Source organism: Agrobacterium sp. CNPSo 2736 (genome assembly GCF_004005385.1).
Lineage (GTDB): Bacteria > Pseudomonadota > Alphaproteobacteria > Rhizobiales > Rhizobiaceae > Agrobacterium > Agrobacterium leguminum.
The window spans coordinates 181,601-197,713 of sequence record NZ_RZTX01000002.1 but is presented as its reverse complement, the minus strand read 5'-3'; the positions used below and the strand labels follow the sequence as shown (position 1 = coordinate 197,713).

General features: G+C 59.8%; 17 protein-coding genes. 9 read left to right on the top strand and 8 right to left on the bottom strand.

What is annotated here, in order from left to right; all coding sequences use genetic code 11:
• Window positions 1–97: 97 nt before the first annotated feature.
• From EM858_RS04965 to EM858_RS04925, 9 genes are all read left to right on the top strand, one after another.
• The gene (locus tag EM858_RS04965) at window positions 98–1,084 is read left to right on the top strand and encodes a branched-chain amino acid ABC transporter permease (RefSeq protein WP_080817073.1); all 987 of its coding nucleotides are present in this window, start codon (window positions 98–100) and stop codon (window positions 1,082–1,084) included.
• Window positions 1,081–1,854: an ABC transporter ATP-binding protein gene (locus EM858_RS04960; protein ID WP_127756049.1), complete on the top strand. Its 774-nt coding sequence runs from the start codon at window positions 1,081–1,083 to the stop codon at window positions 1,852–1,854. Before EM858_RS04965 ends, EM858_RS04960 begins: the two co-directional genes overlap by 4 nt.
• Window positions 1,844–2,587: an ABC transporter ATP-binding protein gene (locus tag EM858_RS04955; RefSeq protein ID WP_127756048.1), complete on the top strand. Its 744-nt coding sequence runs from the start codon at window positions 1,844–1,846 to the stop codon at window positions 2,585–2,587. Before EM858_RS04960 ends, EM858_RS04955 begins: the two co-directional genes overlap by 11 nt.
• A 36-nt stretch (window positions 2,588–2,623) precedes the next feature.
• The gene (locus EM858_RS04950; protein ID WP_127756047.1) at window positions 2,624–3,832 is read left to right on the top strand and encodes an aspartate transaminase; all 1,209 of its coding nucleotides are present in this window, start codon (window positions 2,624–2,626) and stop codon (window positions 3,830–3,832) included.
• Between the two features lie 327 nt (window positions 3,833–4,159).
• On the top strand, window positions 4,160–5,098 hold the full coding sequence (nac, locus tag EM858_RS04945; protein WP_127756046.1) for a nitrogen assimilation transcriptional regulator NAC: 939 nt from the start codon (window positions 4,160–4,162) through the stop codon (window positions 5,096–5,098).
• 145 nt (window positions 5,099–5,243) lie between these two features.
• Window positions 5,244–7,307, top strand: a complete 2,064-nt coding sequence (locus EM858_RS04940; protein WP_127756045.1) for a hydantoinase/oxoprolinase family protein — start codon at window positions 5,244–5,246, stop codon at window positions 7,305–7,307.
• Between the two features lie 12 nt (window positions 7,308–7,319).
• Window positions 7,320–8,996 carry a hydantoinase B/oxoprolinase family protein gene (locus EM858_RS04935; RefSeq protein ID WP_127756044.1) on the top strand — a complete coding sequence of 559 codons (1,677 nt, stop codon included), beginning with the start codon at window positions 7,320–7,322 and terminating at the stop codon, window positions 8,994–8,996.
• Between the two features lie 9 nt (window positions 8,997–9,005).
• Window positions 9,006–9,812, top strand: a complete 807-nt coding sequence (locus tag EM858_RS04930; protein ID WP_080817066.1) for an SDR family oxidoreductase — start codon at window positions 9,006–9,008, stop codon at window positions 9,810–9,812.
• Between the two features lie 12 nt (window positions 9,813–9,824).
• Window positions 9,825–10,523 carry an aldolase/citrate lyase family protein gene (locus EM858_RS04925; protein WP_127756043.1) on the top strand — a complete coding sequence of 233 codons (699 nt, stop codon included), beginning with the start codon at window positions 9,825–9,827 and terminating at the stop codon, window positions 10,521–10,523.
• A 70-nt stretch (window positions 10,524–10,593) separates the two neighbouring features.
• On the opposite strand, the gene EM858_RS04920 is transcribed toward EM858_RS04925, so the two are convergent.
• From EM858_RS04920 to arsC, 8 genes are all read right to left on the bottom strand, one after another.
• The gene (locus EM858_RS04920) at window positions 10,594–11,343 is read right to left on the bottom strand and encodes a DUF1062 domain-containing protein (protein WP_164865311.1); all 750 of its coding nucleotides are present in this window, start codon (window positions 11,341–11,343) and stop codon (window positions 10,594–10,596) included.
• A gap of 346 nt (window positions 11,344–11,689) precedes the next feature.
• Window positions 11,690–12,334: a cytochrome b gene (locus EM858_RS04915; RefSeq protein ID WP_127756041.1), complete on the bottom strand. Its 645-nt coding sequence runs from the start codon at window positions 12,332–12,334 to the stop codon at window positions 11,690–11,692.
• A 3-nt stretch (window positions 12,335–12,337) separates the two neighbouring features.
• Window positions 12,338–13,141, bottom strand: a complete 804-nt coding sequence (locus EM858_RS04910; RefSeq protein ID WP_127756040.1) for an anti-sigma factor — start codon at window positions 13,139–13,141, stop codon at window positions 12,338–12,340.
• Window positions 13,138–13,644, bottom strand: coding sequence for a sigma-70 family RNA polymerase sigma factor (locus tag EM858_RS04905; RefSeq protein ID WP_035260507.1), 507 nt, complete (start codon window positions 13,642–13,644; stop codon window positions 13,138–13,140). The genes EM858_RS04910 and EM858_RS04905 overlap by 4 nt, the downstream gene beginning before the upstream one ends.
• Before the next feature lie 5 nt (window positions 13,645–13,649).
• A complete protein-coding gene (locus tag EM858_RS04900; protein ID WP_080817060.1) occupies window positions 13,650–14,039 on the bottom strand; it encodes a hypothetical protein in 390 nt (129 codons plus the stop codon).
• A gap of 112 nt (window positions 14,040–14,151) precedes the next feature.
• Window positions 14,152–14,715: a YceI family protein gene (locus EM858_RS04895; protein ID WP_127756039.1), complete on the bottom strand. Its 564-nt coding sequence runs from the start codon at window positions 14,713–14,715 to the stop codon at window positions 14,152–14,154.
• Between the two features lie 270 nt (window positions 14,716–14,985).
• Window positions 14,986–15,696: an arsenical resistance protein ArsH gene (gene arsH, locus EM858_RS04890; RefSeq protein ID WP_272872485.1), complete on the bottom strand. Its 711-nt coding sequence runs from the start codon at window positions 15,694–15,696 to the stop codon at window positions 14,986–14,988.
• Window positions 15,689–16,111, bottom strand: coding sequence for an arsenate reductase (glutaredoxin) (arsC, locus tag EM858_RS04885; RefSeq protein ID WP_127756038.1), 423 nt, complete (start codon window positions 16,109–16,111; stop codon window positions 15,689–15,691). The genes arsH and arsC overlap by 8 nt, the downstream gene beginning before the upstream one ends.
• Between the last annotated feature and the right edge of the window lie 2 nt (window positions 16,112–16,113).

Sequence of the window (16,113 nt, the reverse complement as noted above, 5' to 3'; positions counted from 1 at the left end):
AAAAATAAAGAGTTAGAGCGCTTTGGCGATTCGAAGAAAAGCCAAAACGCTCTGGAAGCCGCGCCCGCCGAATTTACTCGAATTTTGAGGACTAGACATGTCTCTCACAGACACCGTTCCCCAGGCACGCCGCCGCGATCTGCGCATTCCGCTCGCCGCCGTCCTGATTGTCGTCGCACTCGCCGCGCCCTTCATCGGCACGCGTTACGTCACCCATTCGCTCATCATCGCGCTCATCTTCATGCTGCCGGCGCACGGACTCAACCTGCTTGTGGGCTATACCGGTCTGCTGTCGCTGGCGCAGGCGGCTTTCTTCGGCATCGGCGCCTATACCGCCGGCCTGCTGGCGGTTCACTATGAAACGCCGTTTTACGTGAACCTCATTGCCGCCGGCCTTGTCTCCGGCGCGCTTGCCCTGCCGCTCGGCATTCCGGCTTTGCGTCTTCGCTCGACTTCTTTCGTCATGTGTACGCTCGGTTTCGTCATCATCGGCCAGGCAATCGCCAAGAACTGGATTTCGCTGACACGGGGCGACATGGGCCTCTCCGGCATCCCGAAACCCTATTTCGAGCTTGGCCCGCTCTCCTTCACGGTCAGCGGAACCACCAGTTTCTATTATCTGGCTCTGGCCATCTGCGTGCTGGGAACGCTTGCCGCATGGGCAATCGTCCGCTCGCCGGCCGGCCGCAACATGGTCGCCATTCGTGAAAACGAGACGCTGGCGGAATCCCTCGGTGTCCCCACCTGGCGTTACAAGCTGATCGTTTTCATGCTGAGCGCGGTTTTTGCCGGGGTAGGGGGCAGCCTCTATGCCCATTATCTCACGGTGGTCAGCCCGCTGACCTTCCAGATGTATTATTCCACGACGATGCTCATCATCGTCCTCGGCGGTGGTGCTGGCATGATTTCCGGAACCGTCTTCGGCAGCCTGCTTTTCGTCGGACTGACCGAGGCGCTGCGTGTGGCTCCTGAAGTGCGGATGATCGCCTATGGTTTCTGCCTTCTCGTTCTCGTCTTCTGGTTCAAGAAGGGTTTCGCTCCCTTGATCAATCGCTTCTGGAACGCGATCGGAGGCTCGAAATGACGGCTCATCTTCCCATCCTCGAGATAAAGAACCTCAGCAAGTCCTATGGTGCGGTGAAGGCGGTCAACGATGTCAGCATGCACATCAATCGCGGCGAGATCGCCGGGCTGATCGGCCCCAACGGTTCCGGAAAATCCACCTTCTTCGATTGCAGCACCGGGCTTGCCCGGCCGGACACCGGCAAGGTGATCCTGGACGGGCAGGACATCACCGGCTGGTCGCTTAACCGCATCGCCCGCGAAGGCCGCATGCTGCGCTCGTTCCAGAAAACGGTCACCTTCAAGGCGCTCGATGTGGAGGAGAACCTCATCATCGCCGGCCAGATGTTCACCTTTCCCTCGCTATTGTCGACCTTCGGTCTCGGCGGCATGTCGCGCCGCCGCGTGACCGGGTTGAGAGAGCGGGCACGCGAGCTGATCAAGATGGCGGGCCTCTGGGACGTTCGCCACCAGCCCGCCGGCAATCTGTCCGGCGGCCAGCAGAAACTCATCCAGTTCGCCTCCATGCTGATGCCGGAACCGAAGCTCATCCTGCTCGACGAGCCGATGGCGGGCATCAACCCGAAGATCATCGAGCGCGTGGTGGAGACGATCCAATATGCGAATAAATCGCTCGGCGTGAGCTTCCTCGTCATCGAACATAATATCGATGTCGTCACCAGCATTTGCCAGCGTGTCGTCGTGCTCGATCAGGGAACGAAACTGGTCGAGGGACTGCCGCATGACATCATTCAGGACCAGCGTGTGAGGGAGGCCTATCTTGGCGGCTGACAGCAATCTTTCCATCAAGGGCCTGCGCGCGGGTTACGGCAATCTCGATATCCTGAACGGCGTCGATCTGGATGTGCCGGCCGGGCAGTTCGTGGCCCTCATGGGGCCGAACGGTGCGGGCAAATCCACCCTGCTCAAGACGCTCTACGGCATGACGACCATCAAGGAAGGCGGCATCGACTGGCGCGGCAGGAACATCGCCGGATTATTGTCGCGCGCCATTCTGGGCGAGGGCATATCCTTCGTACCGCAGGGCCGTTGCAACTTCCCGGTCATGACCGTCGATGAAAACCTGCACATGGCCGCCTATACCATTCGCGATGCAAAAGTGAAGGCGGACCGGGATTATGTCTACGACCTTTTCCCGATCCTGAAGACGCGGCGCTCGACGCTCGCAGGCAACATGTCGGGCGGCGAGCAGCAATTGCTCGAAGTGGCGATGGCGGTTCTGCAGCGGCCGAAGGTGCTTTTGGTGGATGAGCCCTCGGTTGGCCTGTCGCCGGCCGCAATCGGTATCGTGTTCGACGAGCTGCTGCGGCTACATGCGAACGGCATGACCATCCTGCTTGTCGAGCAGAACACCAAAAAGGCCATGGAGGTGGCTGAGCGCGCCGTGATCCTCCGTCTCGGCAAGGTGATCTGGGACGGCACGCCGGCGGAGATCACCCATGACGAACTGGGCGAATTGTTCCTGACCGGAAAGATGCGCGGCGAACTCGAAGCCGCGCACTGACTGGTCCAAAGCTTTAGATTGAGACGAGGAAAGACCATGAGCACTTTCGTGCCAGCATCACGCGTGTCGAGAATAAAGGTATCGCCGAGCACGGCGGCGGCAGCCCGCGCCCGTGAATTGAAGGCGGCCGGCCGCGATATCGCCGACCTGACGGTGGGCGAGCCGGATTTCGATACGCCGGAAGCCGTCAAGGCCGCGGCGCATGCCGCCATCGACCGGGGAGAGACCAAATACACCCCCGTCAACGGCACGCCGGCGCTTCGCAAGGCGATCATCGGCGACTTCCAGAAACGTCTCGGCATCACCTATGGCGATAGCGAAATCTGCGTCGGCGGCGGCGCCAAACAGATCCTGTTTCTGGCGCTGATGGCAAGTGTGGAAAATGGCGCCGAAGTCATCATCCCGGCTCCCTACTGGGTGTCTTATCCCGATATGGTCATCGCCAATGACGGCACGCCCGTCATCGTCGCATGCCCGGAGGAAACGGGGTTCAAACTGACGGCCGAAGCGCTGGAAGCGGCGATCACCCCGAAGACGTTGTGGCTGATCCTCAACGCCCCCTCGAACCCGACGGGTGCTGCCTATAGCGAAGCGGAACTGAAGGCGCTGGGCAAAGTATTGCTGCGCCATCCGCATGTCATGGTCCTTTCCGACGATATTTACGATCAGGTCTGGTTCAGGGACGAGCCCATGAAAACCCTCGTTGCCGTCGTTCCAGAACTGAAGGACCGCGTGCTTCTGACCAACGGCGTTTCAAAATCCTATGCCATGACGGGATGGCGGATCGGCTATGGGGCAGGGCCGGCAGCACTCGTCGCCGCCATCAACAAGTTGCAGTCGCAGATGTCATCCTGTCCGTCCTCCGTCAGCCAGGCCGCCGCCGCCCATGCGCTTTCCGGCGACCAGACATTCGTGACGGAAAGCGTCGCGGTCTATAAACAGCGGCGCGACTACGCCTGCGCGCGCCTGAACGCGATCCCCGGCCTTTCCTGCATGGTTCCGGATGGGGCCTTCTACCTCTATCCGAGCTGCGCCGGGGTGATCGGCAAAACGACGGCGGATGGCAAGATGATCGAAAACGATCTCGACTTTGTCCTCTATCTCCTCGACAGCGTCGGCGTGGCGGCTCTTCAGGGTGCCGCCTATGGCCTGTCGCCCTATTTCCGCATTTCCTTCGCCACCTCCATGGAGGTGCTGGAGGATGCATGCGACCGCATCGAACGGGCGGTGGCGGCGCTAAGATAGGGCAAATCGGACCCATAAACAGGCGCGCCTTTACAACGGTTCGTGACGCTTTTCACCTTCCGTCATTCCGGCCTTGAGCCGGAATCCGGCCAGCCCAAATCCTTGGGCTGAAAAGACTTGTCCCGCCGCGCAGACGCGCGTCGACTGGATTCCGCCTCGGGGCCGGAATGACGGAGGTGGAGTTGTAGTTGTACGCGCAAATCTGTGTCATGCACCTGCACATATCCCGAAGAACACCTATCCCATTGAAATTACGCATCGTCCTCGCAGAAATCCATTCCTGTTTCCGCATCAATGCGCTAGGATTTCTCCAAAAAGTGGGGACCGATGAGCGTCGATTTCAAAAAACTCAAGAGCTTCGTCAAGATCGTCGATACCGGCAGCGTTTCGCGTGCCGCCGGCATTCTGCGTGTGGCGCAGCCGGCGCTGTCGCAGCAGATCGCCTCGCTGGAACAGCATTTCAAGCATCAGCTTCTGTTGCGCAGCAATGTCGGCATCACGCCAACCGAGGCCGGGCTGATCCTCTATCGCCATGCGCAGATCATGCTGAAGCAGATCGAGCAGGCGCAGACCGATATCGATCGCTCGGCCCGCTCGCTCTCCGGCCGCGTCTCCATCGGGCTCGCCACCTATTCCTCATCGAGCGCGCTGTCGCTGCCCCTCATCAAGGAGATGAGGGCGCGTTTTCCCGCCATCACGGTCCATATCAATGACAGCTTCGGCCATATCCTCAGCGAGCTGATCATGACCGGCAAGATGGACATGGCGCTCATCTACACCTCCGATCCCATCAAGGGCGTGACGCTGGAGCCGCTGTTCCGGGAGGAGATGTTCCTCGTTTCGCCAGCCGACATGAAGCTGCCGACCGAACCCGGTCAACCGCTTCCGCTCTCGGCACTCGATGGCCACGCGATGTTGCTGCCAAGCAAGGCGCATTTCCTTCGCCGGCTCATCGACGAAGGGCTGGCGCGGGCGCGCTCGAAGCCGGAGGTCATTTCAGAACTGGAATCCGTGCCTGCTTTGGGCGCTGCGGTGCTGGACGGCCTCGGCTCGACGATCCTTCCCGCCTCGGTGGTTTTGGAAACCCCAAGCTTCAGTGGCGCGCAGCTGCACCCGCTCACAACCCCCGTCATCGACGCCACGGTTTCGCTTTGCGTCTCTGATCATATGCCGCTTTCCGAGCCGGCGCTGGCGGCGCGTTCCGTGCTTCTCGAGATCGTCACCAAGCTCAAGAGCGGCCACCACCCCGGCATTCGCGCCATCTGAATTCGCTATAAGCAAACCCTATGGCGGCAGACCGAGGTTGTGTTGGTAAAGGCTGGCTGAAGGCTTCAATTTTCCATCAGTGAACGGATTCAAATTTGGGTCCACAAGGCAGCCAAAGAGGCTGCATGGTCGCTCGAGGGAAACAATGGCAAAACTGGCTTTCGATACTGGCGGTACCTTTACCGATTTCGCGCTTCTGGACGACAGCGGCGAACTTCACCTCCATAAAGTCCTGAGCACGCCGAAAAATCCGGCCGAGGCCGTTGTGCAGGGCGTATCGGAACTGCTTGAAAAACATGGCGATGCGATCGCTATCGAAAACCTGCAGGTGCTTGGCGCAACCACCGTCGTCACCAATGCCGTGCTGGAGCGCAAGGGCGTGGAGACGGGTTTCGTCACCACCGACGGTTTTCAGGATATGCTGCGCATCCGCAACGAGGGGCGTTACGATCTCTATGATCTGAACATCAAATATCCCGATCCGCTGGTCACCCGCGCCAACAGCTTCGGTGCCGAAGAACGCATCGCCGCCGATGGCGAGGTGATGACGGAACTGAAGGAGGAGACCGTTCGCGAGATTGCCGGACGTCTGAAGGAAAAGGGCATCCGCTCTGTGGCAGTCTGCCTGTTGCACGCTTACAAATATCCGCAGCACGAGCAGCGCGTCGCCGCCCTTCTGCGCGAGGAAGACCCGGATATCTTCGTATCTTTGTCTTCCGAAGTTTGCCCGGAAATGCGTGAATTCGACCGCGCTTCGACAACGGTGGTCAATGCCTATACCCGCCCGCAAATGTCCGGCCACGTCGCCCATCTGCAACGGGAATTCGCCGACAGGGGCATCGACCGGCAGGTACTGTGGATGACTTCTTCGGGCGGTCTTGTGCCGAGCCGACGCGCTGCCGAACTTCCTGTCCGCCTGATCGAATCCGGACCCGCGGCAGGTGCTGTCGCCGCCGCCGAATTCGGCCGCACGGCGGGCGAAGCGAGCGTGCTTTCCTTCGACATGGGCGGCACCACCGCCAAGCTCTGCCTCATTCCCGAAGGCGAGCCGAATGTCGGGACCGATCTCGAAGTCGCGCATTACCAGCGCTTCCGCAAGGGCTCCGGTTTCCCTCTGAAAATCCAGTCGATCCAGATGATCGAGATTGGCGCTGGCGGTGGTTCCATCGCGGCGAAGAACCCGCTCGGCCTTCTCGATGTCGGCCCGCATTCCGCCGGCGCCATGCCGGGTCCGGCCGCCTATCAGCGCGGCGGAACAGAACCCACGGTGACCGACGCCGATATTCTGCTCGGTTACATGGGAACGGAATCCTTCGTCGGCGGCTCGTTCAAGGTGTCCAAGGACGCCGCGCAGCAGGCGATGTCGAAACTGGCCGCTTCGCTCGATGTGTCGGTCGAGCGTTGCGCCTGGGGCATCCACGATCTCGTCAATGAATCCATGAGCAAGGCGGCTGCCATGCATGCCACCGATCTCGGCGTCGATCCGCGCTCTTTGCCGATGGTCGCTTTCGGCGGGGCAGGGCCAGTCCATGCCTATGGCATCGCCCGCAAGCTCGGCATTTCCCGCATCATCTGCCCGACCGGCGCGGGCGTCAGCTCCGCCATCGGCCTGCTGATCGCGCCGGTCGCCGTCGATCTCTCCGCGAGCCATCCGATGGCGCTCGATACCTGGGATATCGAGGCGATGAACCGCCTGCTCGACGATCTTTCCGCTCAGGGCGCGGAAGTGGTTTCGGCCGCCGGCGTTCCGAAGGAGACGATCACCAATCGCTATACCGTGGATATGCGCCATGTGGGGCAGGGACACGAGATCACGGTGGTCCTTCCTGATCGCAACCTGCCGAAGGACCTCTTCCTCGAAGAATTGCGCGGCAGTTTCTTCAAGCTCTACCGCGAATTGTTCGGCCGCACGGTGGCCGCACCGCTGGAAGTCATCACCTGGCGTCTGCGCGCCAGCGGCGAAAAGGATCAGGTCACCCGGCCGCATGAGACCGTCGTTGCCGAAGCCCGGAAGGGCAGCCGGCAGGTCTATTTTCAGGAGGCGGGCGGTTATGTCGAAACCTCGGTTTACGACCATTACAAGCTGCCGGTCGGCCACGAGGTGAAGGGGCCTGCCATTGTGGAACAGCGTGAATCGACGGCCGTTGTCGGACCGAGCGGCGCCTTCCATGTCGACGCCCATGGCAATCTCGTGATCAACATTCTCTAAGAGGGCAGTCAGATGTCGAAACCCGCAACCGATTTCAACGATCCGATCAACCTCCAGGTCATGTGGAACCGCCTGATCTTCATCGCGGATCAGGCCGATAACGTGCTCGGCAAGACGGCGTTTTCGCCGATCGTGCGCGAGAACCACGATTACGTCACGGTACTTCTCGACAGTAAGGGCAGGGCGCTGGCGCAATGCACCTGGTCGATCCCGGTTTTCATAACCTCGCTGCCCGCAGCGGCGCAGAAATATTTCCTGCCGAAGTTTCCGGTCGAGATGCTGGAAGAGGGCGACGTTCTCGCCACCAACGATCCGGAAATCGGAACCGGCCATCTGCCTGACGTGACGATGATCACGCCGATCTTCAAGAATGGCAGGGTCGTCGCCTATGCGGGATCCATCGCCCATCTTCCCGATATTGGCGGCGCGCCGCTGCATTCGGAAGCCAGCGACATTTTCGCGGAAGGCATCCGCTTCCCCATCGTCAGGCTGCTCAAGGCCGGCGTTCCGAACGAGGACGTGTTCGATATCATCGCAGCCTCCGTCCGCCTTCCCACGGAAGTGCGCGGCGATCTGGAATCGATGATCGCCGCCAACAATGTCATGGGCCGCGAACTGGTGAAATTCCTCGATGAATACGGGCTGGACGATGTCGACGGGCTGGCGAACGCCATCCACACCCGCTCCGAGGCGCAGACCCGCAAGGCGATCCGCGAATGGCCGAACGGCACCTATTCCGCCGAAGTGCTGCTCGACGGCTACGATGTCGACGTCAAGCTGAAAGCCTCGGTGATCGTCAGGGACGATTCCATTCATGTGGATTATACCGGCACGTCGGATCAGGTCCTGCATTCGATCAACTGCCGCACGAACTACCGTTACGCCCATTCGGTCTACGCGCTGAAATGCCTGCTCGATGCCGAAACGCCCAATAATGAGGGCTGCATCGTCCCGATCACGGATGAAGCGCCGCTCGGCTGCATTCTCAATCCGCAGGAATGGACGGCGGGCAATTCGCGCAACCTCATCGGCCACGTCATTCCCTCGCTCATCTTCAAGGCGCTGGAAGGCATCGTGCCGGAAAAGGTTCTGGGCGACAGCGGCGGCGCGCCGATCTGGGCTGCCAATTGCGTTGGCCAGCGCAACGATGGAAGCCAATATGCCTCCGTGCAGAATTTCCACGGCGGGCAGGGCGCGCGCGCGCAATTCGACGGGCTGGATACGCTGAGCTTCCCCTCCAACTGCAAGGTCACGGCCATCGAAATGTTCGAGGTCGCCGTTCCGGTCCTGACGGAACGCAAGGAACTCATCGCCGATTCCGGTGGCGCCGGCAAACATCGCGGCGGCCTTGGCCAGCGTGTCGTTCTGCGCAATCTCGGCAGGAACCCGATGAACATCTATCTGGCATCGGAACGCGTCCGCCATCCCTGCTTTGGCGTGGTGGAAGGCCAGAGTGGTTCCGCCGGCAAGGTGATGAAACAGGGCAAGTCGCATTTCCCCAAGGGCAAGGTGGTTCTTCAGACCGGCGAACGTCTCGAAGTCCAGACACCCGGCGGTGGCGGCTGGGGCAGGGCCAGCGAGCGTTCGCGCGCGCTGATCGAACAGGATATTTCCGAAGGTCTGGTAACCGCGAAGGCGGCGAAAGAAATCTTCGGCTATTCTGGCGCCATTGCTGCCGCAGCCGAATAGGAGACGAGAATGGGACTGCTGAACGGAAAAATTGCGCTGGTAACCGGCGCCGGTTCAGGCATCGGCCGCGAAACCGCAATTCTGCTGGCGAAAGAAGGGGCGACGGTCGTTCTGACCGGCCGCCGTCTGGATCCGCTGCGCGAGGTCGCGGAACTGATCGAGAAGAAAAAGGGCAAGGCCATCGCCCGCACGCTCGACATCGCCTCGCGCGAGGCGATCTTCGACACGGTCAAGTCTATCGGCGAGGCCGTCGGTCCCATCGATATTCTGGTGAACAATGCCGGCTCCGCCAGCAAGGTGCTCAACGCCCGCTTCATTGGCGAGGAGGAGTGGAACGCCACCATCAATGTCAATCTGACGGCCGTGTTCAACCTGACGCAGGCTGTGCTGCCGGAGATGATCGCAAAGGGTGAGGGGACCATCATCACCGTCTCCTCGCTCGCCGCCCTCAATCCCAATCTTCTGGGCGGCGTGGCCTATGGTGCGGCGAAGGCGGGTGTGAAGAACTTCATGACCTTCCTGCATAATACCTATCGCAACCAGGGTATCCGGGCGACGACCATTCTGCCGGGCGAGACGGATACGCCGATCATGAACAACCGCGCGCGTCCGCCTCTCAAGGAAGAACGCGCCGTGATGATGGATCCGCATGACGTGGCCCGCGCCATCCTGCTTTGCGCCAGCCTGAACAAAAGCGCAGTCATTCCGGAACTGCACATCTGCCCGACCCATATGCGTGACACATCGAAGGATATCGAAGTCGCGCGCTGGGTGGGCGCGCCGGACGACACGCCGGATATGCCGAAAAAGAACTAGGGAGAGACTTCCATGAATGGAGCAAAGCTGCGCGCCCGTCTTGCGGCGGGTGAGGCTATCAGCATGTTCACCCCGCACCATACGTCGTCGGGCCTTTCCGCCCGGCTGGTGGAGCTGGGTGCCGATGCGGTCTTCGTCGATTGCGAGCATGGCACGTGGAGTTTCGAGGATGTGCGGGCGACCGGGCAGGTGGTGCGCGCCGTTGGTGGTGCTGCCATCGTACGCCCGCATTCGCACGAGCGGCCGCTCATCATCCGCTATCTGAATGCCGGCGCGGACGGGATCATGGTGCCCATGGTCGGCAATGCCGAGGAGGCCCGCGCGATTGTCGATGCGGTGCGTTACGCCCTGCCGTCGGATTATGAGAAGCGGCTTGTCATCGCCATGATCGAGACCGTCGATGCGATCGATGCTCTGGACGAGATGCTGACGGTGGAGGGCATCGACGTCTTCTTCATTGGCCCCGGCGATCTTTCGCAGGACATGGGCTATCCGCCCGCGCCGCCATTCGGCGAGCCGCGCCCGGAGGTGGTGATGGAGAAGGTCGCAGTCGCCGTCGACAAGATACGTGCGGCCGGAAAGATTGCGGGAACGCTCGCGACGCTGGATGAAATGCCGCACTGGCGGGAACGCGGCGTGCAATTCTTCTACGTCCATTCCGATCCGTTCCTGCGCCGTGGTCTCGCTGCGGTGAAGAAGGCGCTCGCCTGAGGCGGAGCAGGGGATTTTCCGATTCGATGCCGCAAGCGAGGGCCTGAACCTTCAGGCCCTCGTTATGCCGTTAGAATTCCGCCGTCACGGATTTCCACAAATGCTCCGGATCGAAGCCGTCGCAGCGCACAATCACAATCCGGGTGCCGTTTTTAACGCGCCGCCGCAAAAGATCGGAACGGTTGGACTGCGTCCGAAGCGAACCGTCATCCTGAAGCTTCTGCAGCATCGACCGCGAAAGCCCCAGTTCAGACGCCAGCAGACGGTCAAGGCGTATGCCGGCCTGAAACGGAACAGTGAGATCGATCTCCGCCATCACCCAGTCGGGAGGTTCATCCCGTATCTGTTTCACGATATCGAATTCGGGAAACTCATCGACGCGCTGCGATTTACGTCTCAAGGCTTCGAGATTGAATGTCTCCGCCCTTATCCATCGCGGATCGTTGGACTGCAGCGCTTCGAGAACGGCAGGGCTTATGTCCCGGACATTCTGCCGCTCGAAAATCGGCCTGTTCCAGCTCTTGTCGCAGATTATGCATCTATAGATAAGCCAGGCATCCAGCTTGCGACCATTGGCGTTAAGCCGGATCTTGCCGCTGGTCTGAAATGCCCTCAGGCCGCCGCATCCGCTGCATGCAAGCCAGGGCTGGGGCGCCGTTCGTGGCGTAATGGTCCATTGGACCCGAAGTAAGTTGCACATAGTCTCTTGGTCTTCCATTCGGAAGTCCACCAAGATGGTGCAGGAGAAAACCCTTACGGGAACGGCATGGCGGTGTTCTGGGGTGGTGAAGAGCTGAGACAGCGGAACTGCGCAGGGCACATTGTAACAATGCCAGACCGGTCTCTTGCCACCACCCGATGAACATGATCATACGCCGACAGCCTGTGGCTATCCGGCAATACGGGTGAAACTGGATTGAGACCGGTATTTACTTAGGCAAAGTCTACCTCAATGCGCCAATGCTCTTCGGCGGCAACAATAACAAACGATCGCTCCGAAACAGAGTCATCCAGCGCGGCGAAGAGTCTGAAAGCCGTTGTGATGCGACTTTTATGCAACGTCACGAGACCCGCATTCTTCCCGGTTCAAACGACGTCATCGGACGGATGCTGCACTTCGTAAAAATAAACGAAAACAGATATTTAAATAAAAATGGCTCGTGCATTTATTCGTTAGAGGCGGCGGTTTTGCGCCTGTTATCTGCGGCTGTCGGAAAGGGAAGCATACGTCGGAGAATCGCGTCCTTGCGGATGAAATGGTGCCATAACGCCGCCGCCACATGAAGCAATACGATGGCTGCGGCAAGGTAGGCTAGGGTGGCGTGAACCTCGCTCCAGAAGGCCTCCGCCTGATCGGAAATCCGCAGGGGCAAGCCCGGCACGACAATGAGATCAAAGACGTAACTGGGGATTTGCAGAGGCGAGGTCGACGCAATCGCCCAGCCGGCGAGTGGAACGGTGAGCGTAAGGAACAGCAATGCGGCGTGAGCGGCCCGCGCGGCGAACCTCGATGCCAGCCCATCACCTTCAAGAGCCTGCGGCTTTCTGCTGAAAACCGACCACAGGAAACGCGGCACGGCGAGGGCCAGCACCAGAAATCCTATCGACTTGTGATATTGAAACAGGTCGAACTGAAGAACCGGGTCGATATTGTCGCGGCTCATCAGATATCCCAGCGCAAGCTGCGCCAGGAAAAGCACCGCGATTGTCCAGTGGAACGAGATCGCCACCAATCCGTAGGATATGGGCGTATTACGCCACGGCCGTTCCCGCGTTGATACGCTATCGGAATGATCCTCGAAATATCTCATCGGCTAGCTCAATTGTTGATAGGTATCTTTTGCGATGGCGTCCATGCGGTCGGACGGCAGGTTGCCGACCAAAGCGCAGCGGATGGATTCGTCGTCCCAGGAGATGGCCTCCAGTGAACCAACGCTGGAGCGCCGCATGGCGGTGTCGCTCGAATCGGCTGCAGCCACGATATAAAGAGTGACGCGCTGCCCGCTTTTATCTTCATACATCAGCTGTGCGGCGGCGCCTTCTGAACTGGGGAGCACCCGGCCGCCGACAAGGGACAGACCGTGGCGGGTGAGATCGGGAATGTTCAGTTTGCGGTCCAGCCGTTTCGAAATCCATTTCGGCAGGCTGGAAGCATTCTCCGCATCTGCCCGGATTTCCACCGGATGCAGAACCTCGCTCGCAAACAGCTTATGTGCCTGCGTTGCATCCGCCACGATAGAGTGCCCAGGTTCTGCGAGCTGAGACACCAGCCCGCGTCCGAACCAGCCGCCTGCCAAGCCAACGGCCAGAATGAGGATGGATGCCGCCGCCAGAATGAGGATGGATGCCGCCGCCATGTTACGCCAATCGGCGCGCTGCGACCGCAGGCGCCGCTCGATGCGGTAGACATCAAGGCGCTCGGGCAGGGCGTCGGTATCAAGAGGGCCGTAGAGAGCCGTCAGCGTCGCATTCTGCTGCTGCCACATCGCAACCTTGCGTGCGTCGACCGGATTGGAGGCGAGGTGGGCACGAACGGTGTCACGCCGCCGGTCTTCGAGCTGCCCGTCGACATAAGAGATCAGATCGGCTTCGGTTATCTGCGGCTCGCTGCCGGTCATTTTATCACCTTGAGATTTGGCTGGTCTTCCTGGGTCATCCGGGCGAGGGCCGTTCGGGCCCGGCCCAGACGGGACATCAGCGTGCCCAGCGGAATTTCAAGAACATTTGCCGCTTCCGCGTAACTCAGGCCCTCGACGACGACGAGCAGCAGAGCCTCGCGATGTTCGCCGGACAGTTTTTCAATGGCACGGGCCATTTCGGCAAGCGCAATCCTGCCCGTCTGCGCCGCCGGCACGAACAGCTGCTCCGCAACATCATCGATCGGGATTTGCGAGGGCCGGCGATTTCGTCCGCGCAGATTGTTGCGGTAGACGTTGACAAGCACCCGGTACAACCATGGACGCAAAGGTCCCTGCGGTTTCCACAGCGCCTTTTTACGGATCGCTCTTTCCAGACAGTCCTGGACGAGATCGTCAGCCGTGTCACGGTCGTGCGTGAGCGCATTCGCATAACGGCGAAGCGCTGGTATGCAACTCGTCATCTCGTCCAGAAAATCCGGCATGGACACTATTCCTTGGCAATATGCCAGACGCCGCCGACACCATCGCCCGTGACATCGCCGGGCTTCCTGTCCATCTGCCAGCGATAGAGCGGCTTCCCGTCATGCGACCATTGCATCGTACCATCTTTGCGGGAGATTGGTTTATAGTCGCCATCCGCCTTGTCGGTTTTCGAGGCGGCGAGGGGCGGCCATTTCTTTGCGCAGCCGTCGTAGCAGACCGACACGCCATTGGTATCCTTGTCGAATGTATAGAGTGTCATGCCCTTGGCGTCGGTCAGGATCGTGCCTTTGGCCGTTGCCTTTTCAACCACGGCGCCACCGGCATATGGTTCGGCAAGGGCGGCGGTGGCGGCAAGCGCTACTACGCCGGCCAGAACGAAATGACGTGCACGCATGACGATAGTCCTCTTAAGGGTGACGGATCGGACGACATGCCCGATATTAGACAAACACCCGCCCGCGGCATTTAATCCCACCGCCGCTCGATTTTTTGATGCCCCAGCGCCTTTATCTGACACCCTTCAAATCGATGTCGAATGCGACCGTATTCGAATAGAGCGGCACTCCGACACCCATGCCATAGGGCAGGCGTGCAACATTGCCGGTGACGTGGAAGGTGACGGATCCCTTCTGTTGTTCAATGAATGTCGCGTGAAACGTTTCGGGTCTGGATATGCCTCTGGCTGTCAATATACCTTCAACCACCGCGCTGCGCGGTCCGTCCTGCGTAACGCGGCTGGAGCGAAACACTATCTGCGGATAGACGGCGATATTGAAAACCGCGCTGGATCGCAGGAAATTTTCCACCCGCTCTTGCCCGGTCTGGACGCTGGAAGGGTTGAGACTGATTTCCACGTAAGATCTGGCCGGCTGGTCCGGGTCGATGTCGAAGCGGCCGGAAATATCGGGAATTGTGCCCTTGATCCCGGGACCGGCAACCTGCGCAATTGAGAAGCGGATATGAGAGGCAGGATCGATACGATAGCGTCCGGCCGCCGACGAGAATGGATTGGCAGAGACCGGCGTGCAAACCAATGTCGCGATAAGGAGAGTGATGGAGGAATATTTCACGGCGCAAGCTCCTTCATGAGTAGTCGCACTCAGGAGAACACCACAGGAAGAGGTTTAATCCGCACCACGCCGGCGGACCGTCAAAATCCCGCCCATAGGAGAGACCGCCTTTGACTGTGCCGGGAAAACACCCATGAGGGAGATAGCTTCAATCCACAAACAATAATCGCATAAGATAGATTATGGAACTTATTTGATGATGTAGTTCCGGATTTATGCGACTATTGCTCATTGCAATGCCCGCCGAAAGGTTGAACAAAACTCACCCTGTCAGATTGATTTTAGCGAAACACGTTTCTCAAGTTCATCTGCCAACTCTTTGCGTTCGCTATATCTATCTGTGAGATAGCTGGAAGCGTCACGCGTCAGCAGCGTGAATTTCACCAGTTCCTCGCAGACATCCACGACCCGGTCATAATAGGATGACGGCTTCATCCGTCCTTCCGCGTCGAATTCCTGATACGCCCTTGCCACCGAGGACTGGTTGGGAATGGTGATCATCCGCATCCATCTGCCGAGAATTCGCATCTGGTTCACGGCGTTGAAGGACTGGCTGCCGCCTGACACTTCCATCACGGCGAGCGTCTTGCCCTGTGTCGGCCGTACAGAACCGATTGCAAGGGGAATCCAGTCGATCTGCGACTTCATGATGCCGGTCATCGCGCCATGGCGTTCGGGGCTTACCCAGACCTGTCCTTCCGACCATTCTGAAAGTTCACGCAGTTCCTGCACCCTGGCATGGCTGGCCGGCGCTTCATCGGGCAAAGGCAGGCCCGTCGGATCGAATATCCGAACCTCGCAACCGAGCCGTTCGAGCAGCCGCCCAGCCTCGAATGCCAGCAGACGGCTATAGGACACCTCGCGTAGCGAGCCATAAAGGATCAGGATGCGTGGTTTATGGGTCGAAAACGCCGGACGCAGAGCCTCCGGGTCAATGCCGTGCAGGTGATGCGCCTGCAACGCGGGAAACCTGTCAGGCAATGCAATTTCCTTCACTATCGAGGACCTGCTCGCCGTCCTCCTTGAAGAACGGTCCTTTGAACGTGTCCGGCAGAATGTCCAGCACGACCTCTGAAGGACGGGCGAGCCTGGTGCCGAGCGGTGTTACGACAAAGGGGCGATTGATGAGGATCGGCGTTTTCTTCATCGCATCGAGCAACTGGTCGTCAGTCAGGTCCGGATTGCCGAGACCGAGCTCGGCATAAGGCGTCCCCTTCTCGCGCATGGCTTCGCGCACCGTCAGGCCCGCATCTGCAATCATTCCTGCGAGCTTTTCGCGTGTGGGCGGTTCCTGCAGATATTCGATCACGGTCGGCTCGATCCCTGCCGCGCGGATCAGCGCCAGCGTGTTGCGCGACGTCCCACAGGACGGGTTATGATAAATCGTGGCGTCCATGG

Coding starts and splice junctions, on each gene's coding strand:
- EM858_RS04965 (WP_080817073.1), top strand. CDS start 98: ATGTCTCTCACAGACACCGTTCCCCAGGCACGCCGCCGCGATCTGCGC.
- EM858_RS04960 (WP_127756049.1), top strand. CDS start 1,081: ATGACGGCTCATCTTCCCATCCTCGAGATAAAGAACCTCAGCAAGTCC.
- EM858_RS04950 (WP_127756047.1), top strand. CDS start 2,624: ATGAGCACTTTCGTGCCAGCATCACGCGTGTCGAGAATAAAGGTATCG.
- nac (WP_127756046.1), top strand. CDS start 4,160: ATGAGCGTCGATTTCAAAAAACTCAAGAGCTTCGTCAAGATCGTCGAT.
- EM858_RS04940 (WP_127756045.1), top strand. CDS start 5,244: ATGGCAAAACTGGCTTTCGATACTGGCGGTACCTTTACCGATTTCGCG.
- EM858_RS04935 (WP_127756044.1), top strand. CDS start 7,320: ATGTCGAAACCCGCAACCGATTTCAACGATCCGATCAACCTCCAGGTC.
- EM858_RS04930 (WP_080817066.1), top strand. CDS start 9,006: ATGGGACTGCTGAACGGAAAAATTGCGCTGGTAACCGGCGCCGGTTCA.
- EM858_RS04925 (WP_127756043.1), top strand. CDS start 9,825: ATGAATGGAGCAAAGCTGCGCGCCCGTCTTGCGGCGGGTGAGGCTATC.
- EM858_RS04915 (WP_127756041.1), bottom strand. CDS start 12,334: ATGAGATATTTCGAGGATCATTCCGATAGCGTATCAACGCGGGAACGG.
- EM858_RS04910 (WP_127756040.1), bottom strand. CDS start 13,141: ATGACCGGCAGCGAGCCGCAGATAACCGAAGCCGATCTGATCTCTTAT.
- EM858_RS04905 (WP_035260507.1), bottom strand. CDS start 13,644: ATGCCGGATTTTCTGGACGAGATGACGAGTTGCATACCAGCGCTTCGC.
- EM858_RS04900 (WP_080817060.1), bottom strand. CDS start 14,039: ATGCGTGCACGTCATTTCGTTCTGGCCGGCGTAGTAGCGCTTGCCGCC.
- arsC (WP_127756038.1), bottom strand. CDS start 16,111: ATGGACGCCACGATTTATCATAACCCGTCCTGTGGGACGTCGCGCAAC.